We start from the raw sequence: 26,413 nt of genomic DNA on the forward strand, positions 1-26,413 counted from the left end.
CCGACAGGTACCGGAGTAAAAGGGTACGGTCAGCATGAGCCGCCCCGGTGAAGGGCGATTGAAGCCGGTGTGAAGCGAAGGTGTGTCGAACGTGAAGTTGAAGGGAGTTCAGCCCGCCGACGGCAGCGTGAGCGTCGCGCACGCGCCGCCTTCGTCGCGGTTCGCGAGCGCGACCTGGCCGCGGTGCAGCATCGCGACCTCGCGGACGAAACACAGCCCAAGGCCCGTGCTGCGATCCTGGCCGTCGGGGCGCGGCAGCGAATAGAAGCGCTCGAACACGCGCGCCAGTGCGTAGTCGGGCACGCCGGGGCCGTCGTCGGTCACACGCACGACCGCGACATGGGCCTTGCCCGCCGGCTGCCGTTCGAGCGCGATGCGGATCGTGCTGCCCTGCGGCGCGAAATCCAGCGCGTTGTCGAGCAGGTTGCCGAGCGCCTGGCGCAGCAGGAACGGATCGCCTTCGACGACTGCCGGATCGGCCGCGTCGTGCGCGTCGATCGCGAGGTTCACGCCGCGCTGCCGCGCGCGCGGCTCGATATCGTCGACGAGCTGTTCGAGCACCGGCCGCAGCGCGACCGGTTCGCGCACCGACAGGCGCTGCTTCTGCTCGACTTCGGCGAGCGCGAGCAGCTTGCGGATCATCTGTTCGAGTCGGCCGGCCTGGCGGCGGATGTTCTCGGTGAAGCGCCGCCGGTTCGCGACCGGCATGTCTTCCTGCAGCAGTTCGGCCGCGCCGCTGATTGCCGCCAGCGGGCTCTTCATCTCGTGCGTGAGCGTGTGGATATAGGTCTCGACGTACTGCCGGTCTTCCAGCCGCTGATGCATGCTTTCCACCGCGCGCCCGAGCTCGGCCAGCTCGCTTGCGCCCTGTAGCGGCATGTCGGCCCGCTCACCCCCCGCGATCGCGCGCGCATAGCGCTGCAGGCGCCGCAGCCCGACCACCAGCCACCACGTGCAGGCCACGCCGATCAGGATCGCGCCGCCCATCAGCAGCGCGCCGTACAGCATGATCTTGCGCTGGCTGCGCGCGATGAACGGCGCGACCGTCTGGTTCGGCTTCGCGATCGTCAGCACGCCAATGATCTCGTTGCCGTGCCGGATCGGCGCCGCCACGTGCATCACGGTGCTACTGTCATCGTTCGGATCGCTGCGCGTGCTGCGCGCGCCGTACTCGCCGCGCAGCGTCCGGTACACGTCGTTCCAGCGCGAATAGTCCTGCCCGACCGCGCGGCCGGACGAGTCGTAGCGCACGATGCCGTGCGCGTCGGTGATGTAGAGACGGTAGCCGATCGTGTTCTTCTGCACGCCCCATACGTTCGCGCTGATCGGGCGTTCGTGCAGGTTCGACAGTTGCCGCGCGAACGCGCCGTTGGCAATGTGGCCGTTCGCCAGGTCGTCGGCGGCCAGCGTCGCGAGCACCTGCGCGGTATCGACGAGCGTGTCCTCCATCGCCTCGCGCACACCCGGCTTCACCTCCTGCACGAACACGCGCAGCGTGATCAGCGCAGCCAGGCCGACGATCAGGAAAAAACCGAAGAAGATGCGCAGGCCGATATGCATGGACGGAGCCGGTCGTTACGGTTGCAGCGAATAACCCATCCCGCGATGCGTGCGGATCGGGTCGCGCTCGGGGTCGATCGCGCGCAGCTTCGCGCGCAACGTCTTGATGTGCGTGTCGACCGTGCGGTCGGCCGAATCGAATGCCTCGTGCCACACGAGGTCCATCAGTTGCTCACGCGAGTAGATGCGCCCCGGATGCCGGACCAGCAGCGCCAGCAGCCCGAACTCGTAGCGCGTGAGGTCCAGTGCGTGGCCGAGCCACGATATGCGGGCGCCGTCGGTGTCGAGTGTGAAACCCGGTGCGGTTGTCTCGGCCGGCGCGGGTACGGGTACCACAGGCGTGGGGATCGATTCGGGCGCAGCCGTCCGGTAGAAGCGCCGCAGAATCACGCGCACCCGCGCCGCCAGTTCGCGCGGCGAAAACGGCTTGACCACGTAATCGTCGGCACCGATCTCGAGCCCGACGATCCGGTCGATTTCATCGTGCCGCGCGGTGAGGAAGATCACCGGCACGTCGGAGAACGTGCGCAGCCGCCGGCACACCTCGAAGCCGCTGAGATCCGGCAGCCCGACGTCGAGCACCACGAGATCGACGCGCGTGTCGCGCAGGTGGTCGAGCGCCGCCTGGCCGAGCATGCAGTGGACGGTCTGCATGCCGTCGGTGCCGAGGGCATAGATGATCGTGTCCGCGATCGCCACTTCATCTTCGACGATCAGGATAGTGGGCTGATGCATGGTCTCAGTCAGGGCTCGCGCAATCCGGTGCGACATTGTACGCACGGCCGGCCGCCGCGCGAGCCCCTGCCCTTGCCCCGCCGCGCTATGCCACGCGGCCGGTCACCGGAATAGACGCGCCGGTGATCGCCTGCGCGTCGGCCGACAACAGGAAGCCGATCGTCGCCGCGATCTGCTCCGGCTTCACCCAGCGCGTGAAATCCGCGTCCGGCATGTCGGCGCGGTTCGGCGGCGTATCGATGATGCTCGGCAGGATCGCGTTCACCGTCACGCCGCGGTCGAGCAGTTCGGCCGCCAGCGCCTCGGTGAGCCGCGCGACGCCGGCCTTCGCGGCCGCGTATGCGCCCATCCCCGTGCCGGCCTTGAACGCCGCGCCCGCGCCGATGTTGACGATGCGCCCGGCCGGGTTCGCCAGCAGGTGCGGCAGCGCGGCCTTCGATGCGTTCAGCGCGGTCTTCACGTTCAGTTCGTACATGCGGTCCCACGTGGCGGCGTCGCCGTCGGCGATCGTCTGCCACACGAACGCGCCCGCGATGTTCAGCAGCGCATCGACCCGGCCGAATTCGCGCTGCACGGTGTCGAGCGCCTGCGCGGCGGCCTGCGGATCGACGAGATCGATGCCGCCGATGCGCAGCACGTCGGCCGGCACGCCGGGCAGCGCCTGCGCCGCCGGGGCCGCGCCGCGGCCGATCAGCGCGACGCGTGCGCCGCGCTCGCCGAGCCACGCGGCCGTCGCGATGCCCAGGTGACCGAATCCGCCGGTGATCGCGACTGCCTTGCCTTTGAAATCGTGTTCCATCGATGTTTTCTCCTGGATCGAGGGTTGCTTGATGATGCGTGTTGCATGAGCGATGCCGGCCGCGGCATGCGTGCGTGGCCGGCAATGTGCCACAGGGTAGCGCCGTTCACGCGTCCGTGCGCACCGCAACGAGGCTGCGACGGCGCAGTGCTTCCGTCGTTTCACCCGGGTTGTCTGGGCGATGCAGCGGTTAGCGCCGGCCTGCATGGCGTGTCGGAAGTGAAGCACGACACGGTGGCATCCGATACGGACCGCCTCGCGCGCTCGATCGCGAAACGACTCGCGACGCAGAACGCGACAAATGCGTGGCTGCGGACGGTGTCGGCGAGCTGACGCACCGGGCCGCCGCCTGCGAGGCCCGGCGGGCACGCAGGCGAGCGGCCGGGCATAATGCGCGAGGCCGGTTCGGCGCCACGCGCCGCGACCGTGCCGAGCCACCCGACGGCCCGCTTCATTTCCCGTCCCGAATCCTGAACTTCAATCCGTGAATGTCATGCAAGTACTCGTCGTAGGAACCGGCAAGCTGGCCAGCGAACTGCTCGACGCGCACCGGCTCGACCCGGCCACCTGCCGCGTGATCCCCTGGTCGGACAGCGCGCGCAACGACGCGCAGCGCAGCGACGCCCCGAACGATCGTCGTGCATGCCGGTTCCGGCCGCGAACTCCCCGCCGTGATCGCGTTCTGCGAGGCCACCGGATCGCCACTCGTCGAACTGTCGACCGGCTCCGAGCTCGAAACCGGCTCGCACGCTTTCCCGGTCGTGCTGTGCCCGAACACGAACATCCTGATGCTCAAGTTCATGAGCATGCTGGAAACCAGCGGCCACCTGTTTCACGACTGCCGGATCAGCGTGACGGAGTCGCACCAGGCCGGCAAGACGTCCGTCCCCGGCACGGCCGTCGGGATCGGCCAGTCGCTCGGCGTGCGGCCGGAAGACATCCGCTCCGTGCGCGACCCGGACGTGCAGCGCAGCGAATTCGCGGTCGCCGACGATCAGCTCGGCCGCCATGCGATTCACCGGATCCGCATCGACGACGGCGCGTGCAGCCTGCAGTTCGAATCGCGCGTGGTGGGTGCGACGCCTTACGCCGATGGCGTGTCGCGCATCGTCGATGCTGTTCGGCTGCACGATCTCGAGCACCGCCGCTATTCGATCGTCGAGTTCATCCGCAACGGCTGGCTGTAATCGCGGCGATGCGCGGCGGGCGGCACACGCGCTTGGCGGCGCAGACGTTTTTTGCGCAACGCAAGAAGAGGTTCGGTGCCGATTTCCGTGGAGGTCGTCGATCGCCCGATCCGCGACATCCGGGCCGCCATGAATCTCGCCGGCCGGCGCCTGACGTCCCGCATGGCCGGCGTTCAAGATCACGCCAGCCGGCTTCGCCGCCACGGCCGCTTGCGAAATTCGACGAGTAATCGTCCCGCCGCATTCGCTGGTAAGTTATCGGCCGAGGTTCATTGGCCGAGCGGGGGCGCGGGTCACCGTCACGCGCCGCCAAGCACCGCGCCGCTCTCGGGCAGCGTCGCACCGCCGTCGACGACGATCGTCTGCCCCGTAATGTAAGCGGCATCCGCCGATGCGAGAAACAGCATCGCGTTCGCGATATCTTCCGGTTCGCCCATCCGCGCGAGCGGAATGTCGCGCGCGATCTGCGCCGCGACCGACGCGTCGCCGAGATTGCCGGCCGCCGGCGTGCGAATCATGCCCGGCTCGACGCCGTTCACCGTCACGTTGCGGCGCGCGAGCTCAAGCGCGGCCGCGCGAATGAAGCCGTTCACGCCGGCCTTCGACGCCGCGTAATGCGCGAGCCCCGGATACGCGACACGCGGCCCCGTCACCGACGACGTGACGAGCAGCCGCCCCGCTCCCGCACGCTCGAATGCCGGCAACGCGGCCTGCGCGAGCCAGAACAGCGCCGACAGGTTGACCGACAGCGTCCGGTCGAGCGTCGGCTCGTCGATCTGCGTGAACGGCGTCAGCGGAAAATACGCGGCATTGTGGACGACCACATCGAGCCGGCCACCGTCGCGCTCGACCGCCGCGACCAGTGCGCCCAGTTCGTCGCGGCTGGCGGCATCCACCCGATAGGCGCGCGCCTCGCCGCCCGCGCTCGCGAGCGCATCGGCCTGCGCGGCGGCCGCCTCGCCGTTCAGGTCGGCGAGCGCGACGAACGCGTCGGATTCCGCGAATCGGCGTGCGATCGCCGCGCCGATCCCCTGCGCGGCGCCCGTGACAAGCACGACGCGCCCGCTGAAATCCGCCCGCAGGCGGCCGCTGCCCGGCACGGCATTCATCGCTGCGCCTCGCCGCCGAGCGGATGCGCGGTTTCGTTGAGCACCTGCGCGTGCGCGCCGATCGGGAAATTCGACAGCGTGCCGAAATCGCCGCCCTGGTAGCCGAAGATCTTGCCGTCGGTCTTGCGCTGCGCGAGGTCGATCAGCACGACGCCGAGCGTCGGCACCACCTTTTCTCGCCACACGAACAGATACAGCGCGTCTGCAATCCTGAAGTAATGACAGCGATCGACATCGGCCAGCCCGCCTTCGACACCCTGCAGGCACTGCCACGCATAGAAATTCTCGTTCAGGTAGATGTGCTCGTAGCATTCGGTCGGGCTATAGCGATACATCGTCCGCTTGCCGATCAGCTCGCGCGTGGGCCCGTGCAACGGCCCCGGCTGCGTGTGGCCGCCGAGCGTGCCGTGCCGGAACTCGGCCTCGACGCCCGTCAGCGGCAGCCCGCGCGCAACCCGTGTGAACGCGTCGATGCGCGTGTCGGCTTCGGTCGGCAGCGCGCCGACGACCGACGTCCATACACCGTTGTCGAGGTCGATCACGAGACTGACCGACGTCGCACGGGCGGCCGAATCGATGTAGTCGACGAAGTACAGCCCGTCGCGCAGCCGCGTCACGCGGCACGGCTCGCGGCCGCCCGTATCGGTCGCCGCATCGCGCCACTGCAGTGCGCCGGGCTCGAACGTATAGACGCGCCATGCACCCGATGCGTCGCCGAGCGCAAGTGTCCGCCCGGCGAGCGCGTCGACGGATGCGAGGATGTTCGCTTCCGGCGCGAAGCCGTCCGCGAGCGCGCCAACCTGAATGAATACCGGATCCTGTCGTTCCACCTGCCGCCTCCCGCGCAGCTTCAGGCCCGGCGGGCCGTGTACGCTGCTCATGTGCACATGGTGCGGGCTGCGCGCGCCGCGCGGTATCGGCCAAAAGGATGAAGGGCGCGCGGCGCCGGAACACGCTAAAGTGCATGACATCCGCGCCGCAACCGGCGCGAGGAGCGCACATGCACCGCGTCACCCATTACCGACGGACCGGCGAAGGCATCGAGGCAATCAGCCTCGACTCCGACCGTGCATTTCCGCGCCACGCGCACGACGAATTCGGGGTCGGTGTGATCGTCAGCGGCGCGCACCGGTCGTGGAGCGGCCGCGGGCAGGTCGACGCGCTGGCCGGCGACGCGATCATGGTCAACCCGGGCGAGATGCACGACGGCTCGCCGATCGAGGCCGGCACGGGCCGGCACTGGCGGATGCTGTACCTCGCACCCGCGCTGGTCGCGGGCGTGGCGGCGGAAGAAGGCCTCGGCGGCGTCGAACTGGCGCATCCGGCGGTACGCGACGCGCGGCTCACGGCTGCCGTCGGCCAACTACACGCGCGTATCGTCGCGGAATCCCAGCCGCTCGCCCGCGACGAAGCGCTCGTGATGCTCGTCGCCGGGCTGCTTGCCCGGCACGCGAACCGCACGCTGCCGGCGGCGGGCGTCGCACCGGCAATCCGCCTCGCCCGGGAGCGGCTCGACGCGGCGCCGGCCGCGCCCGTTTCGCTCGCCGAGCTGGCCGACCTGAGCGGCGTCAGCCGCTTCCAGCTGCTGCGCGGGTTTGCCCGCGAAGTCGGCATCACGCCGCACGCGTACCTGATCCAGTCGCGTGCGCGGCTGGCGCGCGCGCTGCTTGCCAGCGGCTTGCCGATCGCCGATGCCGCGGCCGAAGCGGGCTTTGCCGATCAAAGCCATTTGACGCGTGCGTTCGCGCGCCAGTTCGGGATCACGCCGGGGCGGTTCACGCAGGCCGTTTGACGCCGCCGCCATCCAGCGGGGCTCGTCGCCAAACACACCGGCCTCGAAGGCTGCGCTCACATCGACAACTGCGACGGCACGCCGCGCCATGCGCTGCTCGCGGTGGCTGTCGCCCGCCCCTGCGGCCCAAGCATGCAGAGTCACGCGCTCCGTATTCGACATGCCCGCGCGCGCTGCAATTTCGTTCAAGACGCGCATCAACGCCGTACGCGACGATGCGGCGCATGAAGACACGACTGATTGGCTATCTCTATCTCGCCGCCGCAATGGCAGGCGTCGGCAGCACCGTCATCGCGAGCCGTCTCGCGGCCGGCGGCCTGCCGCCGTTCGCGGCCACCGCGCTGCGCTTCCTGATCGCGACACCGCTGCTGTTCGCGCTGATGTGTGCGCAGCGCATGCGCTGGCCACGCACCTCCACGCGCGACGCCGTGCTGCTCGTCATCCAGGCGGCGGCGGGCGGCGTCGGTTATACGGTGCTGCTGATCTGCGGCACGAAGCTGTCGTCGCCGCTCGATGCGGGCGTGATGCTCGGCACGCTGCCCGCGATGTCGACGCTGATCGCGGCCGTCGTGCTGCGCGAGCGGCAGACACCGCGCGACTGGGTGGCCGCCGCGCTCGCAACGGCCGGCGTGCTGTTCGTCACGTTCGCGCCCGGCCAGGCCCTGCCGTCGCTCCGCACGCTCGCCGGCGATGCGCTGGTGCTGGCCGCCGTCGCCTGCGAAGCCGTATTCATCCTGCTCAACCGGCGGCTGGCCGCACCGTTGCCGCCGCTGGCGCTGTCCACCGCGATGTCCGGCCTCGGCTTCGTGCTCGCCCTCGTGCCGGCCGCGTTCGAATGGCACGCGGTGGCGACCGGCTGGACTGTCGACGCGGTGTCGGCGATCGCCTACTACGCGCTGGTGCCGACCGTGCTCGGCTACCTGTGCTGGTATGCCGGTTCGGCGCGCACAAGCGGAACCGAGGCCGCGCTGTTCACGGCGGTCGCGCCGGTCTCGGCCGTGCTGTTCGCGGTCGCGCTGTTCGGCGAAACGCTCAGCGGCACGCGTATCGCGGGAATCGCGCTCGTCGTCGCCGGCATGGTCGTCGGCGCGACGCGTCGACGCGAACCGCGAGCCGAAGCACGCAATACGCACCCGGCGAATCCGGATCGACCGTCCCGCCCCGCGCCCGCCGCGCAAACCGCCACCGACTGACTCGCGCTCATCGCGTCGTTGCTTCGTTGCGTCGTTGCGGAAACGTCGGCGTCTCCGCCCCGCCGTATAACCCGTCGATCCTCGCGTTTCCCCCGTGCGGCCGGCCACTGTAGGAATGTGTCCGCGCACCGCAAAACCGTTGCGCACCACCCCGCAAGATGCAATATTCGCGTGGCCGGGACCTTTGACAACCATCGCACAACAATCCGCCACGCAATGAACAGGAAGGAAGCCAAAACAAGAATCGCGGTGCTGCTGTCCGCGGGAACGAGGAAGGCCGACGCGTTGGCCGAACTGTCCGGACAGGGACTCAAGGATCGCGTGCTCGCGCACCTGATCGCGTCGCGCCCCGATCCCGAACGCTGCCGCCAGAACAAGCTGCACATCCGGATCCTGGTCGCGCTCGGCATCGCCCAGCTCGCGATCAGCCTCATGCTCGCGTACTACTTCTTCGCCACCGGCGCCGGCAACGGCCTCGTGCTGGTATTCCTCGCGCTGACCGTGCCGCTGTCGCTGCTGTTCATCTGGGGCTTTGCAACCCATCGTGTCGGCGCGTACCACGCGTTCATCCTGCTGTCGCTGCTGCAGGTGCCGAAGACCATCGCCGAGCTCGGACGCGATCCGTCGACTGCGCTGCCGAGCCTCGCGATCACGGTCCTGCTGGTGGGCTATGTCTGGTTCGTCCGCAACCGCCTGTTCCCCGACTACGGCTGGTTCACGCCGCGCAAGGTCGAAGGCCGTTACGCGTTCGTCGAGCACGCCTGACGCCACCGGCATCGAGCGCCGGCCAAAAGAAAAAAGGCGCCGGGCCGCCCCGCAATCGCGGGACGGCCCGGCGCCTTCTGCATTCCGGAACCGGTCGGCTTACTTGGCCTTTTCAGCCGAATCGCTGATCGCCTGGCCGCCCTTCGAAATGTCCTGCCCCACACCGGCGACCGTGTTGCAACCGGCAAGCGCGGCGGTCACCACCAGCAGCATTGCAGCAATCGTACGCGTCATTCTCATTCTCCTTGGAATCAACAAGCCCGACGGGCGAATCGTTTGCGGCGTCGCGCCCGGCAGATGCCGGGCACGGGGCCTGACCTGATTATACGGAGACGGCCGCCGCGCGCCAGTCCGAACCCGCCGCTGTCACGCGGGCCATACAGCCGGTTCGCGCAGATTTTCCTTGACTTCAACACGCGAGGAACTAATATACGCACCGCGTATATTTCTCGTCAGGAGCCGCCGATGACCGTTCCCCAGCAAGCCTTCCTCCGCGACGCCATGCGCCGCCTCAACATGACGCGCGAAGCGTTCGCCAGCCGCATCGGTGTGAGCCGGCGCGCGCTGGATACCTGGCTTCTGCCCGACGATTCGCAGGAATCGCGCGGGATGCCCGAGATCGTCGAGCGCTTCGTGTCGGAAATCGTCGAGCGCTCGGTGCCGGAAGGCGGCAACTATACGCAAAGCGTAGATAACCAGGGGCTCGCCAAGCAGTTCTTTTTCGAGGGCAAGCCGCAACTGCTGTCGGTCGACCAGTTCTCGCGGGAATCGGTCGAGGCGCTGTTTCGCGTGGCCGACGTGATGCAGCCGATCGCGCGCCGCCACAAGATTTCGCGCGTGCTGGAAGGTGCGGTGCTCGGTAACCTGTTCTTCGAGGCCAGCACGCGTACGCGCGTGTCGTTCGGCGCCGCCTTCTGCCGGCTCGGCGGTTCGGTGTGCGATACGACGGGCTTCACGTTCTCGTCGATGGCCAAGGGCGAATCGATCTACGACACGAGCCGCGTGATGGCCGGCTATGTCGACGCGCTCGTGATCCGCCATCCGGAGAAAGGCTCGGTGGCCGAGTTCGCGCGCGCGACCAACCTGCCCGTGATCAACGGCGGCGACGGCCCCGGCGAGCACCCGAGCCAGGCGCTGCTCGATCTCTATACGATCCAGCGCGAGTTCTCGCGGCTCGGCAAGATCGTGGACGGCGCGCACATCGCGCTGGTCGGCGACCTCAAGTACGGCCGCACGGTGCACTCGCTCGTCAAGCTGCTCGCGCTGTACCGCGGGCTCAAGTTCACGCTCGTGTCGCCGCCGACGCTCGAGATGCCGGCCTACATCGTCGACCAGATCGCGACGAACGGCCATGTGATCGAGCAGACGACCGATCTCGCAGCCGGGCTGCACGGCGCGGACGTCGTCTATGCAACGCGGATCCAGAAGGAGCGCTTCACCGACGAGTCGTTCGAAGGCTACACGCCGGATTTCCAGATCAACCAGGCGCTCGTCGATTCGGTGTGCAAGCCGGACACGCTGATCATGCACCCGCTGCCGCGCGACAGCCGGCCCGGCGCGAACGACCTGTCGGTCGACCTGAACCGCGACCCGCGCCTCGCGATCTTCCGCCAGACCGACAACGGCATTCCGGTGCGGATGGCGATCTTCGCGGTGCTGCTCGGCGTCGAGAACCTCGTCCAGCATTCGATGCGCGACGCGACGTGGCGCCCGCCAGCATATCTCGGGCCGGAGGATGCGGTGTTTCACGGGGTCGATTGAGAAGGAACTGCGGGGGCGAGCCAGTCAGGCGCCCCTAGGTTCAACGGAAAGCGCGCCCGGCAGGCCCGGCTGCGCTTTTTTTTACGCGCGGTGGAAAGGTAGGCAATCAGCGCCTAGGACGCCCACGGATCGATTACCCGCAGGCCGACCGACTCGAACGGCGCGACATCGCGCGTCGCAATCACTCTAACCCGCCTGATAAGCACGTCACACCTGGCCGATCGGCCATTGACCCCGCCCAGACCACCCCGTCACATTAGTTGACACTTTCCTTACTGACGCTAACAAGAACGCTTCTCATTCAATAAAAAATTACATAGAATGCCGCCTGAAAACAAATCGTAATAATTCCCGGCGGCATGCACATTCCCGTAGCGCACCGCCCCCGGGGCCACACCGCGAGGTCGAAGCGCACCATGAAGTCACGTCCCGACGAGCTGAAGCTCGGTAAATTCACCACCCTGTGCAGCGTGCTCGCCGCAAGCCCGGCCTTCGCGGCGGACGGCACGCCGCCGCCCGCCCCGGCCGGCACCGAAGGCCATCTCGCACCGATCGAAGTCCAGGGCAAGGCCGAGCACAGCTACAAGGCCGACTTCTCCGCTTCCGCGAAATTCACCGCGCCGCTCGTCGACACGCCGAAATCCGTCACCGTGATCCCGCAGGAGCTGATCCAGAACAGCGGCGCGTCAACATTGACCGAAGCGCTGCGCACCGTGCCCGGCATCACGTTCGGCGCCGGCGAAGGCGGCAACCCGCTCGGCGATCGTCCGTTCATCCGCGGCTACGACACACAGGGCAGCATGTTCGTCGACGGCATGCGCGACACCGGCGCGACGACGCGCGAGATCTTCAACACCGAGCGCATCGAGATCACCAAGGGTTCCGACGGCGCGTACGGCGGCCGCGGCGGCGCGGGCGGCAGCATCAACCTGATCACGAAGGCCCCGCACCTCGGCACCACCGCCGCCGCGAGCGCGGGCCTCGGCACCGACCGCTATCGCCGCTTCACGGCCGACGGCAACTGGCAGTTCGCCGATCACGCCGCGTTCCGCCTGAACCTGATGAGCCACAACAACGACGTCGCCGGCCGCGACGCGGTGAACAACGAGCGCTGGGGCGTCGCACCGTCGATCGCGTTCGGCCTCGGCACGTCGACGCGCGTCGTCGCGAGCTACTACCACCTGCAGACGGACGACCTGCCCGACGGCGGCATCCCGTACTACTACGGCTTCAACCTCCCGAAAGGCGTCGCCACCGACGGCCCGGCGCCCGTCGACCGCCACAACTTCTACGGCCTGACCAACCGCGATTTCCGCAAGACGACGTCGGACATCAGTACGCTGAAGATCGAGCACGACATCACGTCGTCGCTGACGATCCGCAACACCACGCGCTATACGGAATCGACGCAGGACTACATCTGGACGCAGCCCGACGACAGCCAGGGCAACGTGGTCAACGGCAAGGTCTGGCGGCGCGCGAACACCCGCAACAGCGCGATCAACAGCATCGCGAACCAGACCGAGCTGTTCGGCGAATTCCGCACCGGCCCGTTCAAGCACAGCTTCACGACCGGTATCGAGCTGTCGCGCGAATGGGGCAAGCGCGACACGTACAACGTCGCCGCCGCGAACGGCAAGATCTGCCAGAACGGCATCGGCGCGGCGTCGGGCTACAACTGCACGAGCCTGTGGTCGCCGAACCCGAACGACCCGTGGGCCGGCTCGATCACGCGCAACAACGACTACGCGCGTGCCCGCACCGTGACGAAGTCGATCTACGGCTTCGACACGATCGAGATCACGCCGCGCTGGCAGGTCAACGGCGGCGTGCGCATCGACGACTACTCGACCCGCTTCACCGACACCAAGGCCAACGGCGGCAAGACCACCACGCGTGACGACACGCTCGTGAACTGGCAGGCCGGCCTCGTGTTCAAGCCCGCGCAGAACGGCAGCATCTACGCGTCGTACGCGACGTCGTCGACGCCGGCCGGCATGATGCTCGGCGAAGGCAGCGAAACGCAGTCGCTCACGCCGGGCCGCGGCGGCGTCGGCTCGAACGCCGATCAGCTGGCGCCGGAAAAGAACCGCAGCATCGAGCTCGGCACGAAGTGGAACGTGCTGAACGACAAGCTCGCGCTGACCGCCGCGCTGTTCCAGATCGATACGACGAATGCGCGCGTGACACTGCCGAACAACCAGTATGCGATGGTCGGCAACAAGCGCGTGCAGGGTCTCGAACTCGGCGTCGCGGGCCAGCTCACGAAGCAGTGGCAGCTGTTCGGCGGCTATACGTACATGAAGAGCGAACTGCGCGACAACGGCAAGGACACCGCGAACAACGGCAACCGGTTCCCGAACACGCCGAAGCACAGCTTCACGATGTGGTCGAACTACGACGTGACGCCGAAGTTCACCGTCGGCGGCGGCGCGTTCTACATGTCGCAGGTGTTCGGCGATCCCGCGAACCAGCACGCGGTGCCGTCGTACTGGCGCTTCGATGCGATGGCGCAGTACCGCATCAACAAGAAGCTCGACCTGCAGCTGAACGTGAACAACCTGTTCAACCGCACCTACTTCGACCAGGCGTATCCGGCGCACTACGCGTCGATCGCACCGGGCCGCTCGGCGTTCGTCACGCTGAACGCGCGCTACTGATCGATGGAAGCCGTGTCGCTGAAGGCGCTCGCGTCGGTTTCGCCGCGCGAGTTCGCCGACATCCTGGCCGGGCCGCCCGAGCGCGCCGCCGCGTGGGTCGCGGCGGCGGCCGACAACGGCATCGTCGATGCCCAGGCCGTCTACGGGCAATACCTGCTCGACGGACATGGCGTCGCGCGCGATCCGGCGGGCGCGTTCAACTGGTTCCGGCACGCGGCGCGCGCCGGCCACGCGATGGCGATGAACATGCTCGGCCGCTGCTACGAGTTCGGCTGGGGCACGGCCGCGTGCGCGCCGGTCGCCGTGTACTGGTACCGGCTCGCCGCGCAGGCGGGGCTCGACTGGGGCATGTACAACTACGCGACGGCGCTCGCGCTCGGTAACGGCGTCGACGAGAATCGCGCCGAGGCGCTCGACTGGTTCCAGCGCGCGGCCGCGCTCGGCCATGCGAAATCGATCAACCTGATCGGCGGCTTCTACGAGGACGGCTGGGTCGTATCGGTCGATACCAACGCCGCGTTCGATCACTATCGCCGTGCGGCCGAAGCCGGCGACTTCCGCGGCCAGTTCAACCTTGCACGGCTGCTCGCCGAGCGCGGGCACATCGACGAAGCGCTCGCGTGGCTTGCGCGCGTGCCGGCCACCGCTACCCCCGCGTTCGTCGCGAAGATGCGCGCGTATCTCGCGTCGTCGCCGATCGACGCGTTTCGTGCGGCGGCGCTGGAATTGCAAACGCCACCACAGCCGCAGCCGCACTGTACGGAATCCATATCATGATGCTTCACGTCCCCGGCGTATTGACGAAAGCGCAGGTCGCGCAATGTCGCGAACTGCTCGATGCGGCCGAATGGGTCGACGGCAATGCGACGTCCGGCACGCAGTCGGCGCTCGCGAAACGCAACCGGCAATTGCCGGAAGGCGCGCCGGCCGCACGCGCGGTGGGCGACGCGATCCAGGACGCGCTCGCACGCCATCCGCTGTTCTTCTCGGCGGCGCTGCCGCTCAAGGTGTTTCCGCCGCTGTTCAATCGCTACGAAGGCGGCGAGACGTTCGGCACGCACGTCGACAACGCGATCCGGCTGCTGCGCGGCACGGATTTCCGCGTGCGCAGCGATCTGTCGGCGACGCTGTTTCTCGAAGAACCCGATGCGTACGATGGCGGCGAGCTGTATGTCGAGGATACGTACGGCACGCATCGCGCAAAGCTGCCGGCGGGCGACCTCGTGCTGTATCCGGCGTCGAGCCTGCATCACGTCACGCCCGTGACGCGCGGCGAGCGCGTCGCGTCGTTCTTCTGGATTCAGAGCATGGTGCGCGACGACGGCGACCGCACGCTGCTGTTCCAGCTCGATACGCAGATTCAGGCGCTGTCCGCCGAGAAAGGCGCGAAGGACCCGATGGTCATTTCGTTGACGGGGATTTATCACAACCTGCTGAGGAAGTGGGCGGATGCGTAACCAACGACATGCAATGCAGCCGCTGGACGTATTGCGCGGCTCGGTCGTGCGCTACGACGGTCCCGTCGATCCAATCGAGGAAAGCGGTTGGGAGGCGCCGCCACACGACACGCGAAACGACGGCGGCCACGCAGGCACGACCATCGATACGCGAGGATAAGAGGCTCACGCTCCCGCAGCGGAAACCGCGACACATCCTCCGCCGGACTCTGGCATATTGGCGATTCGTCTGACCAAATCAACCACGAGCACCCGGCCTCGCGCAATAGCGCTTCCTGCTGCCAGCCGGACGTGGCCCGCAACCGTCATTGCGCCACTTCGTCCACTATCGTGCTTTCGCTCTCCGATCCCGTTGTCCGGTCCATTGCCCTGCTGGAGTCGCACGAAGGGTTTATCGATCTCGCAGGCTTCCATGACCGTATCGCTGTTGCGCCCGGCCCCGACGACGTCGCAAACAAGAGCCCGCATTTCCTGAAAGTGCGTCGTGGCGTGGCGGACCGGCTGATCGCCGCAGCGCACGCGCTCCCCGCCGGCCTGCGCCTGTACGTCAAGGAGGGCTATCGCCCGCTGGCCCTGCAGCGTCACTACTTCACCGGGCATCTCGCGCACCTGCGCCGGACGCTGAAGCCGTTGCCGGATGAAGACACCCTGGTCGCACTGACGAGCCACTACGTTGCACCGCCGGAAGTCGCCGCGCACCCGACGGGCGCAGCTGTCGACCTGACGCTCATCTCGGCGGATGGCATCGAGCTCGACATGGGTTGCGTACTCGATGCCACCGACCAGGAATCATCCGGCGCGTGCTACACGCACAACCCGTTCATCAGCCGCGCAGCCGCCCGCAACCGTCAGGTGCTGATCACCGCGCTGACGGGCGCCGGCTTCACCAATTACCCGTCGGAATGGTGGCATTGGTCGTTCGGGGACCGCTATTGGGCCGTGATGCACGATCAATCGCACGCCATCTACGGCCCCGTCGAAGAAAACATGCTCGACGAAGCCGCGTGCTGACATTCTTTCCGACGAAACGCGCCCGCCTCGGTAACATCCTCACTTGTCGATCCCTGCCCGCTCCCGCACAATCGCAGCACCTGCATCACTCTCCCCCGCGCCGATGTCCTATGCGTCACTCGCCACCGGCGTCCTCCTCGCGGGCGGCCTCGGTCAGCGCTTCGACCCGAGCGGCCTGCACAGCAAGCTGCTCGCGCTGCTTCCCGACGGCACGCCGGTTGCGGTCGCGGCCGCCCGTCATCTCGCGGCGGCCACGGCCGACGTGATCGCCGTCGTGCGTCCCGGTGCCGAAAAACTCGCGATGCTGCTGAACGAAGCCGGCTGCCACGTCGTCTATGCACCCGACGCCGCGCGCGGCATGGGCGCGAGCCTCGCGGCCGGCGTGCGCGCGACGCCCGACGCGAACAGCTGGCTCGTCGCGCTCGGCGACATGCCGTGGATCGCGGCGTCCACCTATGAAGCCGTCACGCGCGCGCTCGACGCCGACGACGCGTCGATCGTCGCGCCCGCGCACCGCGGCGTGCGCGGCCATCCGGTCGGGTTCGCCGCGCACCATTTCGATGCGCTCGCCGCGCTCGACGGCGACACGGGCGCCCGCGCGCTGTTCGCCAGCGCGCCGGTCAGGCTGCTCGACGTCGACGATCCCGGCATCGTGCGCGACGTCGATACACCGGCGGATTTGCGCTGACCGGGATCGCGCAGAGCGCGCGGTGCAATACAGCGCACGCGCCGCGCGCGGCGGGTGCCTGCCCGAAAGCGGCCCGGGCCCGGATTGCACCGGCGACACACCACCCGCCGCCACAATCCCGCTGCAAACGCACGGCCGATTGGCTATAACGGAGACGAGGCGCCCCTGCCGCGCCACCGCCGTCACGCACCGCGCGAGTCCTCCATGACCGATCACACGACCCCGACGCCCGAGCCACCGGCCGACCCGAACCGCGATCCGGAAGACGATCCGTTCTCGTCGCCGCCCGGCCATCACGACAACCCGCAGCAACCGGACGGACCGCCGAGCAAGGATCCTGTCTAGCCTCAGGGCTGTCGCGCCGCGCATTCACCGCGGGTTCCCGTCATGCGCCGTCGGCGCCGCATGAGGTTGGCTAGCGCGCCGTATACCCGCCGTCGATCGGCAACGACACGCCGCTGACCATCGACGCCGCGTCGCTGAGCAAGAACAGGATCGGTTCGACGACCTCGTCCGGCTCCGCGAATCGCCCGAGCGGAATCGCGGCCAGCATCGGCGCCCGCTTTTCCGGTTCGCTCCACGCGAACTGCGCCATCGGCGTGAGCGTGACGGTCGGGTTCACACTGTTCACACGAATGCCGTGCGGCCCGAGTTCGATGCACAGCACGCGCGTGATCGCATCCATCGCCGCCTTCGACGCGCAGTAACTCAGATGCGCGGGCAAGCCGACGAGCGCGGCCTGGCTCGATACGTTGACGATGCTGCCCCGCGCGTGCGCGACGCCACGCGCGTCGCGCGCGATCATCTTCCGTGCGACGGCCCGGGCAACGAGCGCCGCGCCGCGTGCATTGACGGCCATCACGCGATCAAAATGCGCGGCGCTCACCTCGAGCGCCGATTCGAGCGACGCGATCCCCGCGCAATTCACGAGGCCGTCGAACGCATCGTGCGCGGCGAGCGCCGTATCGATCGCGTGCTCGTCGCCACCGACGTCGAGTCGCAGCGTCTCGCACGCGGCCTCGCCGGCTAGCGCATCGAGCGCGGCCATGTCGCGCCCGGCCGCGACGACCTGCGCGCCCGCCTGCGCCAGCGCGACCGCGCACGCGCGCCCGATCCCGCTCGACGCCCCCGTGACGAGTACCCGCGAACCGCCGAAGTCGAACCGTGTCTTCATGATGGCGTGTGCAACTCGTGCATGATCGGTTTGAGCGCCGGATACAGCGCCGTATAAAGCGCAAAGCGCGCCGCATACGCTTTCGCGCGTCCGGCATCGGGCCGTGCGCGCTCGACGAGCGTGACCCAGCCGCCTTGCGCGTCGTCGTGTGACACGAGCCCTGCCCCGACGCCCGCGAGCAAGGCCGCCCCCATCGCGGCTTCGACGTCCTGCTCGATCGTCCACACCGGGAAGCCCGTCACGTCCGCGATGATCTGCATCCACAGCGCCGAATGCGCGGCCCCGCCCACGACGATCAGCCGGTCATCCAGCGCCACCGCGCCGCGCCGGCCGGCCTCGATGTTGTGCCGCAACGCGAACGCGACACCTTCGAGCACCGCGCGATACAGGTGCGCGCGCGTATGCGCGAGACTCAGCCCGACGAACGCACCGCTCGCCTTCGCGTCCCACACGGGGCTGCGCTCGCCCATCAGGTACGGCAGGAACAGCACGCCGTCGGCGCCCGGCGGCACGCCTTCGGCGGCTTCCTCGAGCAGCACGTGCGGATCGCCGTGCGGCAGCAGGCGTGCCGCATCGATTTCCGCGTGGCAAAACTGGTCGCGAAACCACGCAACCGACGCGCCGGCCGTGATCGCGCCGCCGAACACGTAGAGGTCGCGCTGCCCGTTGAACACGTGCGGCATGCTGACGAGCCCGTGACGCGCATCGACGTGCCGGCTCACATAACCCCAGCACATGCTGGTGCCGATCATCCCGACATGCTGCCCCGCGCGCGTCGCGCCGGCCGCGAAGGTCGCGACGGCCGCATCGACGCCGCCGGCGACGACGGGCGTGCCGGCCGGCAGCCCGAGCTGCTCCGTCCATTGGGACAACAGCCCGCCGACGATGTCCGTCGATTCGACGAGCCGCTCGGGCATCATCGTCGCCGGAATGCCGAGCATGTCGAGCGCGTCGTCGGACCACTCGCGGCGCGCGACGTCGTACACGCCGCCGATATTGCCGGCCGAACTGTGATCGACCGCGACCTCGCCGGTCAGCAGGTAGATCACGTACGCGTTCGGCGGCAGGAAATAGCGCACGTTCGCCCACACGTCCGGCCGCTGGTCGCGCAGCCACAGCATCTTCGTGAAGCCGTAGTAGCTGTCGACGCCGTTGCCCGTGATCACGCGCAGCCGCTCGACGTTCACGTTCGCGTTGACCCAGTCGACTTCCGCGGTCGCACGCCGGTCCATCCAGATCAGGCACGGATGGAGCGGCCGCATGTCGATGTCGACCGGAATGCCCGAGCCGCCGTACAGGCTGCCCACGCACACCGCGCGAATCGCATCGGCCGGCACGCCCTGCGCGCGCGCATCGCTCACGCAGCCCGCGATGCACGCGAGCACCGCATCGAACCACACCTGCGGCCATTGCTCGGCCCACAGCGGGCGCGGCGTATCGGGCTGGTAGCCGGCCGAGCGCCGCGCGACGATCGTGCCGTGCCGGTCGACGAGCAGCGCCTTGGTGCTCTGCGTGCCGATATCGACGCCTATGACGTATTCCATGATGTCTCCGGTGAGGCGCACGCCGGCCGTCAGCGGGCCGGTTTCAGCAGCACCTTGATCGATTCGGGCGATTTCGCGACGCGGATCGCGTCGTCCCAGTCCTCGAGCGCGAAATCGTGCGTGACGATGCCTTTCGACGTGACGAGCCCGCGCGCGAGCAGGTCGATCGCGATCGGATAGCAGTATGGCCCGAGGTGCGCGCCGCGTACGTCGAGCTCCTTGCGATCGCCGATGATCGACCAGTCGACGGTCGCATCCTCGCCGAACACGCTGAATTCGACGAAGCGGCCGAGCTTGCGGATCAGGTCGAGCCCCTGGCTCACGCCGACCGGCGCGCCGGTCGTCTCGATGTAGACGTCGCAGCCGTAGCCGTCGGTGAGCGACCGGACGATCTCGCGCGCATCGTCGCGCGCCGGGTTGATCGTCACGTCGGCACCGTACTCGCGCGCGAGTTCCAGCCGCTCGTCGATCAGGTCGATCACGACGAGCTTCTTCGGCGTCTTCAGGTGCGCGACCTGCGTCATCATCAGCCCGAGCGGGCCCGCGCCCGCGATCACGACCACGTCGTCGAGCTGGACGTCGCCACGGTTCACCGTATGGATCGCGCACGAAAGCGGCTCGATGATCGCCGCGTCCTCGAGCGACACGCCGAGCGGAATCTTGTGGACGATCGCGGTCGGCGGAATGCGCATGTACTCGGCCATCCCGCCGTCGGCCACCTCGCGCTGGAAGCCGAAGATGTTGTGCACTTCGCACATCCAGTACTGGCCCGACTTGCAATAGCGGCACTTGCCGCATGGCACGATCTGCTCGGCGATCACGCGGTCGCCCACCGCCACGCCGAAATGCCCGGCCGCGCCGTCACCGAGCGCTTCGACGTGGCCGAAGAATTCGTGGCCGGGAATCACGGGCGCCTTCACCCATGGGCTCGGGCCGCCCCAGAACATCTTCGCGCCCGTGTAGCACTTGCAGTCGCTCGCGCAGATTCCGCATGCGGCGATGCGGATCACGAGCTCGTTCGCGCCGGGGCGCGGCTTCGCGACCTGTTCGACGCGGTAGTCCTCGGGGCCGTGGCAGACGACCGCGGTCATCCGCGGCAGGGCTTCGGGTGTCGTCATGGATAGTCTCTTTCGTGGATGATCTGGATGACTGATGAATCGATCGCTACCGCGACCGTTCGCGGCTGATGTAGATCGCGAGCAGGATGATTCCGCCCTTGATCACGTTCTGCACATACGGGTTCACGCCGATCATGTTCAGCCCGTTGTTGAGCACGCCGAGCAGCAGCGCGCCGACCAGCGTGCCGAGGATCGCACCGCGCCCGCCGGAGATCGACGTGCCGCCCATCACGACAGCCGCGATCGCGTCGAGCTCGAAGCCCACGCCTGCGTTCGGCTGTCCGCTCATCAGGCGCCCGGTCAGCACGATCGCGGCGAGCGCCGACGTGAGGCCGGCCAGCGTGTAGACGATCAGCTTCACGCGCGCGACCCGCACGCCGGTGAGCCGCGTCGCCTGCTCGTTGCCGCCGATCGCATACACGTAGCGGCCGAACGGCATCCGGTCGAGCAGCAGCCACGCGATCGCATAGACCACCAGCATGATCAGCACGGGCGCCTGGATGCCGAACACCTTGCCGCTGCCGAAGAACGCGACCCAGTCGGGCAAGCCGTCGATCGGATAGCCGCCCGTGTAGATCAATGCCAGGCCGCGCGCGATACCCATCGTCGCGAGCGTGACGATGATCGGCGGCATCCCCGCGAACGCGACGAACACGCCGTTCAGGAAACCGAAACCGAAGCCGACCGCGATGCCGATCGCGAGCGCCGCAACCGCGTTCACGCCCGCGACCATCAGCCCGGCCGCGAGCGTGCCCGACAGCGCCATCACCGAGCCGACCGACAGGTCGATCCCGCCGGTCAGGATCACGCAGGTCATGCCGACCGCGATGATCGCGTTGATCGACACCTGGCGCAGCACGTTCTCCAGGTTCGCGGCGGACAGGAAGCTCGGGCTCGCGATCATCATCGCGATGCACACGACGATCAGGCCGACGAGCGGATAGAACAGCGTCGAGCGCCGCAGCTGCGCCCACCTCGCGCGTGGCGGCGGTGCGTCGCCGTGTCCGGCTGTCGCCGCGAGCGTCGTGGAACGCGTGGAAGAAGAATCAGGCAGGTTCATGGGTCGCTCCTCGCGTGCCGGCCGTGGCATAGGTCATGACCGTGTCGGGATCGATCTCGTCGCCTGCGAGCGTCGCCTCGATGCGGCCCTGCCGGAACACGGCGACGCGATCGCACATGCCGACGATTTCCGGCAACTCGGACGAGATCATGATGATGGCGTAGCCGCGCGCGGTGAGTTCGCGCATCAGCCCGTAGATTTCGGCTTTCGCGCCGACGTCGATGCCGCGCGTCGGCTCGTCGAAGATCAGCACCGACGTGTGATGGTTCAGCCAGCGCGCGATCACGACCTTCTGCTGGTTGCCGCCGGACAGCGTCGCGACCTCGGTGTGGATCGACGGCGCCTTCACGCCGACGCGCCGCATCACGTCGTGCGTGGTGCGCGCCTCGTCGCGGCGGTCGATCAGCCAGCGCATCGACCGGTACTTGCCGAGGTTGTTCAGCGAGATGTTGTCGCGGATCGAGAACGACGTGACGAGCCCTTCCGTCTTGCGGCTCTCCGGCAGGATGCCGATGCCCGCGCGCAGCGCGTCGGCCGGATCGGCGAGCTTCGCCGCCGTGCCGCGCACGCGCACGTCCTTGCGGTGCGCACGTGTCGCGCCGATCACCGCGAGCGCGGTTTCCGTGCGGCCCGAGCCGACCAGCCCGGCGAAGCCGAGGATCTCGCCGGCATGCAGCGTGAAGCGGTTCACCGGGCCGCCGCGCTCGATCTGCAGTTCGTTGACCTCCAGCACCCGCGGCGCATCGGCCGCGCGCGCCGGTTTCGGCGGAAAGCTGCTTTCGATCCGGCGGCCGACCATCATCCGTACCAGTTGCTCGACGTCCGTGCGCGCGACGTCGGTCGTCGCCACGTACTGGCCGTCGCGCAGCACCGTGATGCGGTCGCACACCGCGAAGATCTCGTCGAGGTGATGCGAGATGAAGATCATCGCGACGCCCTGCCGCTTCAGCTCGCGCATGATCGCGAACAGGTGCTCGGCCTCGGCCGGCGTGAGCGTGGCGGTCGGTTCGTCGAGGATCAGGATGCGCGCGTCGAGCGACAGCGCCTTGCCGATCTCGACGAACTGCTGCTGCGCGACCGACAGCGCACGGATCGGCGCATCGAGATCGATCGCCACGCCGAGCCGCGCGAAGATCGCGGCCGCCGCGTGACGCATCCGCTTGCGGTCGCGCGCGCCCCAGCGGTTGCGCAGCTCGCGGCCGAGGAACAGGTTGTCGACGGCGTCGAGATGCGGAATCAGGCTGAATTCCTGGAACACGATGCCGACGCCGGCCGCGACCGCATCGTGATAGTCCGCGAAATGGCGGGCGGTGCCGTCGATTTCGATCGTGCCGGCATCCGGCTGATGAATGCCGCACAGGATCTTCATCAGCGTCGACTTGCCCGCGCCGTTCTCGCCAAGCAGCGCGTGGATCTCGCCGCGCGCAATCTCCAGATCAATGTCGGACAGCGCCTTCACGCCCGGAAAGCTTTTCGTGATGTGGCTGAGCCTGAGTATCGCGTCCATCGGCTTCTCCGTGCGAAGAGCGCCGGCCGTGCCGCCGCCCTTCGCGTCGCATCGCACGTCGTTCACCAGCTGAAGCCCTTCGCGTTGCCGCGATCGACCACCTTCACGTCGACGGGAATCGCCTTCGGCACCGTCGCGCCCCACTTGCGCGCGATCGCGATGCCGAGCGCGATGCGCACCTGGTCGGCCGGGAACTGCGCGGTCGTCTCGATGAACTTCGAATTCGGCTTCTGGATCGCGGCGATCGCCTCGGGCGCGCCGTCGACGCTCGTCAGCTTGATGTCCTTGCCCGAGCTCTCGATCGCGGCGAGCGAGCCCATCGCGCCGCCGTCGTTCACGCTGAAGATGCCCTTCAGGTTCGGATGCGCGGAGATCATGTTTTCCGTGACCGACAGCGCGGTCGCGCGCTCCTGCTTGCCGTTCTGCGTGTCGACCAGCTTCACGTTCGGGTATTTCGCGAGCCCGGCCTTGCAGCCGCGCACGCGTTCGAGAATCGGCACGACCGGGATGCCGTCGAGAATGGCGACCTCGCCGCTGCCGCCGATCGCCTTCGCGAGGTAGTCGCACGACATCACGCCCGCGTCGTAGTTCTTCGAGCCGACGAACGAATCGACCGGGCCGTTCGCGTTCGCATCGACGGCCACCACCACCGCGCCGGCCTTCTTCGCCTGCGTGATCGCCGACTGGATGCCGGTCGAATCGGTCGGGTTCACGAGCAGGATGTCGATCTTCTTCTGCAGCATGTCCTCGACGTCGCTCACCTGCTTGCTGACGTCGTGATGCGCGTCGGTGACGACGACCTGCGCGCCGATCGACGCGGCCGCGTCGTTCAGCGCCTTCTGCATCGTCACGAAATACGGGTTGTTCAGCTCCTGAAACGTCATGCCGATGCGCAGCGGTGCGGCCTGCACGGCGGCAGCGGGCAGCCAGGCCGCGACGGCGAGCGCGGCAATCACCGCCATACGGGCGGCGCGACGGGGGGATGAAGCGGGCGATGCATGCGTCATGACGGTGTCTCCGGTTATGTGTGCAGCTTTTTCGTGGTTGAACGCGCCCCTCGCGACGTGGGCGACGCGATTGCGCTGGGTGAAACGGTCGGGAAAGTCAGGCGGGCCGCGGCCCCGCGATCATCCTGGCTGCGGCGCGAGCTCGGGGATGCCGGCCGTGACGACACGCGGCGGCAGCGGATTGCCGGTGGGCGCCGCGTGCAGCGCGAGCTCGCGACTGCGCGCGTTCAGGCGCTGCAGCGCGCGGAATTCGGACGGCGCCATCCCCTTCACCGCGCGGAACTGGCGGTTGAAGTTCGACACGTTGTTGAAGCCGGCCTGGAAGCAGATATCGGTGATGCTCGCGTCGTCGGCGAGCAGCATCTGGCACGCGGACTCAATCCGCAGACGATTCACGTACTGCACGAACGGCATGCCCGTCTGGCGGTGGAACGCTCGCGAGAACGCACTGACGCTCTGCCCGGTCAGTTGCGCGAGATCGGCTTCCCGCAGCTCGGACGCAAGGTTCTTGCCGATGTAGGACAGCGCATGGCTGAGCCGCGTGGGCGTGACGTCGGCCTGGTCGTACGCGGGGCTCGCGAGCAGCGTGCGTTCGGCCGCCCCGCAAAGCCGTTCGAGGATCGTCATGAACAGCGCGATGCGGCGCATGCCGCGCGCGGCCAGCAGTTCGTCGAACAGCGGCGCGATCGCGGCGCTGGTGGCCGCGTCGAAGCCGACCCCGCGCCGCGCATCGTCGAGCAGCGCCTGCGCATCGCGGCATTCGGGAAACGCGTCCATGCAACGGCGCACGAACGCCGGGTCGAACTGGATCACGAGATTGCGGCGCTCGACGGTCTCGCCTTCGGCCATGTCGCTGACCCAGTTGTGCGGCAGGTTCGGGCCGAGCAGCACGAGATGGCCGGGGCCGAACGAGCCGATGTGGTCGCCGACGAAATACTTGCCGCGCGTCGCGACGATCAGGTGCAGTTCGAATTCGGGATGGAAGTGCCAGCGGATCGTGCGATACGGATAGCCGTGCGACCAGACCTTGAACGACTCGTCGCGTCGCACGTCGACCACTTCCAGATCGGGGTGCATCATGGTTGGCGTCTCCATTCCCATGTCTCGCTGGCCGGTTCGTTGCGCGCGTGCGCCGCGTATTTCACACGGCGACGCGACCGGTCGCATGGGAAGCAATGTAGGTCGATCGAGCGCGCGGCTCCACCAACTTTACGCCTGATTTCCGATACTTTTTTGCGCATTCCGGCCGCACAGGGCGCCGGACGGCAAATTTGTGCAGCGCGGAACGACCGGGTGGCCGCCCGCGCCGGTGCTCATGCGGCCGCGTGCTCGCGCGCCGTCCGTACTTCGTATGCCTTCAGGTGGTTGTACGCGATCCGCAGCAGCGACAGCGTATCGGCCGCCTCCGGGTCGCGGCGCGCGAGCAGGTCGCCGATCACGTGATCGGCTTCGACGCGCGCATGGTTCTCGACGTCGCGCAACATCGACGCGGTCAGCGGCGACGGCGTCAGCACCATTCGCTGCATCCGCTCGATGGCGGCCGGCTCGGGCCGGTGGCCGTTGTGCTCGGCAATCGCGCTGCATTCGCCGAGCATCGTCTCGAGCAGGCGACGGCCGTCCGGCGCGGCGAGAATGTCGCCCACCGAGCCGCGGAACAGCGACGTGCTCGCGGCGAGCGTCGCGAGGAACACCCATTTTTCCCACATCCGCGCGACCACGTTGTCGCTGAGCGTCGCATCGAACCCCGCGCCGCCGAGCACGTCGGCCACCGCGCGCACGCGCGGCGATTCACCGCCCGCGAGTTCGCCGAAGGTGACCCCGTGCGTGTCGTTGAGGTGCACGATGCGCTGCTCGCGATCGAGCGTCGCCGCGATCACGCACAGCCCGCCGAGCACCTGCGCGGCGCCGAACCGGTCGCGTAGCACGTCGAGATGACGCATCCCGTTGAGCATCGGCAGGATCAGCGTCTGCGGGCCGACGAACGGCGCGAACGACTGAATTGCATCGTCGAGGCTGTACGCCTTGCAGCTCAGCAGCACGAGGTCGAACGGCGCGACGCCGGCCCCCGCATCGCCCGCGCGCACGGTCTGCACGTTCGCGAGCGTCAGGTCGCCGCGCGGGCTGCGGATCAGCAGCCCGTCGCGCGCCAGCGCGGCCGCGCGGCCGTCGCGCACCAGGAACGTCACGTCGCGCCCCGCCGCGGCCAGCCGGCCGCCGAAATACCCGCCGACCGCGCCGGCCCCTACCACCAGAATTCGCATCGTTGCCTCCTTTCGGTTTCGTTCG

General features: G+C 68.1%; 25 protein-coding genes and 1 pseudogene. 12 read left to right on the plus strand and 14 right to left on the minus strand.

Going from position 1 to position 26,413, the window contains the following annotated elements; genetic code table 11:
* Positions 1-108 precede the first annotated feature (108 nt).
* The 3 genes from creC to CFB40_RS27510 form a co-directional block, all read right to left on the minus strand.
* Positions 109-1,560 carry a two-component system sensor histidine kinase CreC gene (gene creC, locus CFB40_RS27500; RefSeq protein ID WP_089432963.1) on the minus strand — a complete coding sequence of 484 codons (1,452 nt, stop codon included), beginning with the start codon at positions 1,558-1,560 and terminating at the stop codon, positions 109-111.
* A gap of 15 nt (positions 1,561-1,575) precedes the next feature.
* Positions 1,576-2,295 carry a two-component system response regulator CreB gene (gene creB, locus CFB40_RS27505; RefSeq protein ID WP_089427086.1) on the minus strand — a complete coding sequence of 240 codons (720 nt, stop codon included), beginning with the start codon at positions 2,293-2,295 and terminating at the stop codon, positions 1,576-1,578.
* 85 nt (positions 2,296-2,380) lie between these two features.
* Positions 2,381-3,094: an SDR family NAD(P)-dependent oxidoreductase gene (locus CFB40_RS27510; RefSeq protein ID WP_089432964.1), complete on the minus strand. Its 714-nt coding sequence runs from the start codon at positions 3,092-3,094 to the stop codon at positions 2,381-2,383.
* Between the two features lie 493 nt (positions 3,095-3,587).
* On the opposite strand from CFB40_RS27510, the pseudogene CFB40_RS27520 reads away from it, so the two are divergent.
* A pseudogene (locus CFB40_RS27520) lies at positions 3,588-4,281 on the plus strand (dihydrodipicolinate reductase).
* A 299-nt stretch (positions 4,282-4,580) separates the two neighbouring features.
* On the opposite strand, the gene CFB40_RS27525 reads toward CFB40_RS27520, so the two are convergent.
* Together CFB40_RS27525 and CFB40_RS27530 are read right to left on the minus strand one after the other, a co-directional pair.
* Positions 4,581-5,390, minus strand: a complete 810-nt coding sequence (locus tag CFB40_RS27525) for an SDR family oxidoreductase (RefSeq protein ID WP_089432966.1) — start codon at positions 5,388-5,390, stop codon at positions 4,581-4,583.
* Complete coding sequence (locus tag CFB40_RS27530; RefSeq protein ID WP_089433332.1) at positions 5,387-6,220, minus strand: molybdenum cofactor biosynthesis F family protein; 834 nt, start codon at positions 6,218-6,220, stop codon at positions 5,387-5,389. The genes CFB40_RS27525 and CFB40_RS27530 overlap by 4 nt, the downstream gene beginning before the upstream one ends.
* Before the next feature lie 170 nt (positions 6,221-6,390).
* Between CFB40_RS27530 and CFB40_RS27535 the strand changes: the two genes are divergently transcribed.
* From CFB40_RS27535 to CFB40_RS27545, 3 genes are all read left to right on the plus strand, one after another.
* Positions 6,391-7,182: an AraC family transcriptional regulator gene (locus tag CFB40_RS27535; RefSeq protein WP_089432967.1), complete on the plus strand. Its 792-nt coding sequence runs from the start codon at positions 6,391-6,393 to the stop codon at positions 7,180-7,182.
* 224 nt (positions 7,183-7,406) lie between these two features.
* On the plus strand, positions 7,407-8,375 hold the full coding sequence (locus CFB40_RS27540; protein WP_256976905.1) for a DMT family transporter: 969 nt from the start codon (positions 7,407-7,409) through the stop codon (positions 8,373-8,375).
* Between the two features lie 216 nt (positions 8,376-8,591).
* The gene (locus CFB40_RS27545) at positions 8,592-9,140 is read left to right on the plus strand and encodes a permease (protein WP_089432969.1); all 549 of its coding nucleotides are present in this window, start codon (positions 8,592-8,594) and stop codon (positions 9,138-9,140) included.
* A 99-nt stretch (positions 9,141-9,239) separates the two neighbouring features.
* On the opposite strand, the gene CFB40_RS27550 is transcribed toward CFB40_RS27545, so the two are convergent.
* Complete coding sequence (locus tag CFB40_RS27550) at positions 9,240-9,374, minus strand: entericidin A/B family lipoprotein (RefSeq protein ID WP_006485835.1); 135 nt, start codon at positions 9,372-9,374, stop codon at positions 9,240-9,242.
* A 231-nt stretch (positions 9,375-9,605) separates the two neighbouring features.
* Between CFB40_RS27550 and CFB40_RS27555 the strand changes: the two genes are divergently transcribed.
* The 8 genes from CFB40_RS27555 to CFB40_RS38810 all read left to right on the plus strand — a co-directional run bounded on the left by CFB40_RS27555 (position 9,606) and on the right by CFB40_RS38810 (position 17,062).
* Entirely contained in the window at positions 9,606-10,901 is a 1,296-nt protein-coding gene (locus CFB40_RS27555; protein WP_089432970.1) for an aspartate carbamoyltransferase, read from the plus strand.
* Positions 10,902-11,317: 416 nt separating this feature from the next.
* Positions 11,318-13,561 (plus strand): TonB-dependent receptor, encoded by a 2,244-nt coding sequence (locus CFB40_RS27560; protein ID WP_089432971.1) that lies wholly within the window; start codon positions 11,318-11,320, stop codon positions 13,559-13,561.
* 3 nt (positions 13,562-13,564) lie between these two features.
* Positions 13,565-14,338, plus strand: a complete 774-nt coding sequence (locus CFB40_RS27565) for a tetratricopeptide repeat protein (protein WP_089432972.1) — start codon at positions 13,565-13,567, stop codon at positions 14,336-14,338.
* Positions 14,335-15,018: a Fe2+-dependent dioxygenase gene (locus CFB40_RS27570; RefSeq protein WP_089432973.1), complete on the plus strand. Its 684-nt coding sequence runs from the start codon at positions 14,335-14,337 to the stop codon at positions 15,016-15,018. Before CFB40_RS27565 ends, CFB40_RS27570 begins: the two co-directional genes overlap by 4 nt.
* A 13-nt stretch (positions 15,019-15,031) precedes the next feature.
* Positions 15,032-15,178 (plus strand): hypothetical protein, encoded by a 147-nt coding sequence (locus CFB40_RS39235; RefSeq protein ID WP_254600164.1) that lies wholly within the window; start codon positions 15,032-15,034, stop codon positions 15,176-15,178.
* Positions 15,179-15,348: 170 nt separating this feature from the next.
* On the plus strand, positions 15,349-16,029 hold the full coding sequence (locus tag CFB40_RS27575) for a M15 family metallopeptidase (protein ID WP_256976906.1): 681 nt from the start codon (positions 15,349-15,351) through the stop codon (positions 16,027-16,029).
* Between the two features lie 103 nt (positions 16,030-16,132).
* A complete protein-coding gene (locus CFB40_RS27580; protein WP_089427073.1) occupies positions 16,133-16,717 on the plus strand; it encodes a nucleotidyltransferase family protein in 585 nt (194 codons plus the stop codon).
* Positions 16,718-16,921: 204 nt separating this feature from the next.
* Positions 16,922-17,062: a hypothetical protein gene (locus CFB40_RS38810; protein WP_174972170.1), complete on the plus strand. Its 141-nt coding sequence runs from the start codon at positions 16,922-16,924 to the stop codon at positions 17,060-17,062.
* 70 nt (positions 17,063-17,132) lie between these two features.
* On the opposite strand, the gene CFB40_RS27585 is transcribed toward CFB40_RS38810, so the two are convergent.
* From CFB40_RS27585 to panE, 8 genes are all read right to left on the minus strand, one after another.
* Complete coding sequence (locus tag CFB40_RS27585) at positions 17,133-17,891, minus strand: SDR family oxidoreductase (RefSeq protein ID WP_089427072.1); 759 nt, start codon at positions 17,889-17,891, stop codon at positions 17,133-17,135.
* Positions 17,888-19,435, minus strand: coding sequence for an FGGY-family carbohydrate kinase (locus CFB40_RS27590; protein ID WP_089433333.1), 1,548 nt, complete (start codon positions 19,433-19,435; stop codon positions 17,888-17,890). Before CFB40_RS27590 ends, CFB40_RS27585 begins: the two co-directional genes overlap by 4 nt.
* Before the next feature lie 29 nt (positions 19,436-19,464).
* A complete protein-coding gene (locus CFB40_RS27595; RefSeq protein ID WP_089427071.1) occupies positions 19,465-20,553 on the minus strand; it encodes an alcohol dehydrogenase catalytic domain-containing protein in 1,089 nt (362 codons plus the stop codon).
* Between the two features lie 46 nt (positions 20,554-20,599).
* Positions 20,600-21,613, minus strand: coding sequence for an ABC transporter permease (locus CFB40_RS27600; protein WP_089432975.1), 1,014 nt, complete (start codon positions 21,611-21,613; stop codon positions 20,600-20,602).
* Positions 21,600-23,120, minus strand: coding sequence for a sugar ABC transporter ATP-binding protein (locus CFB40_RS27605; RefSeq protein WP_089433334.1), 1,521 nt, complete (start codon positions 23,118-23,120; stop codon positions 21,600-21,602). The genes CFB40_RS27600 and CFB40_RS27605 overlap by 14 nt, the downstream gene beginning before the upstream one ends.
* A gap of 62 nt (positions 23,121-23,182) precedes the next feature.
* Positions 23,183-24,127, minus strand: coding sequence for a substrate-binding domain-containing protein (locus CFB40_RS27610; RefSeq protein ID WP_089427069.1), 945 nt, complete (start codon positions 24,125-24,127; stop codon positions 23,183-23,185).
* 120 nt (positions 24,128-24,247) lie between these two features.
* Positions 24,248-25,207, minus strand: a complete 960-nt coding sequence (locus CFB40_RS27615) for an AraC family transcriptional regulator (RefSeq protein ID WP_089432976.1) — start codon at positions 25,205-25,207, stop codon at positions 24,248-24,250.
* Between the two features lie 233 nt (positions 25,208-25,440).
* Complete coding sequence (gene panE / locus CFB40_RS27620; RefSeq protein ID WP_089433335.1) at positions 25,441-26,388, minus strand: 2-dehydropantoate 2-reductase; 948 nt, start codon at positions 26,386-26,388, stop codon at positions 25,441-25,443.
* Between the last annotated feature and the right edge of the window lie 25 nt (positions 26,389-26,413).

The sequence above is a fragment of the Burkholderia sp. AU31652 genome (assembly GCF_002223155.1).
GTDB lineage: Bacteria > Pseudomonadota > Gammaproteobacteria > Burkholderiales > Burkholderiaceae > Burkholderia.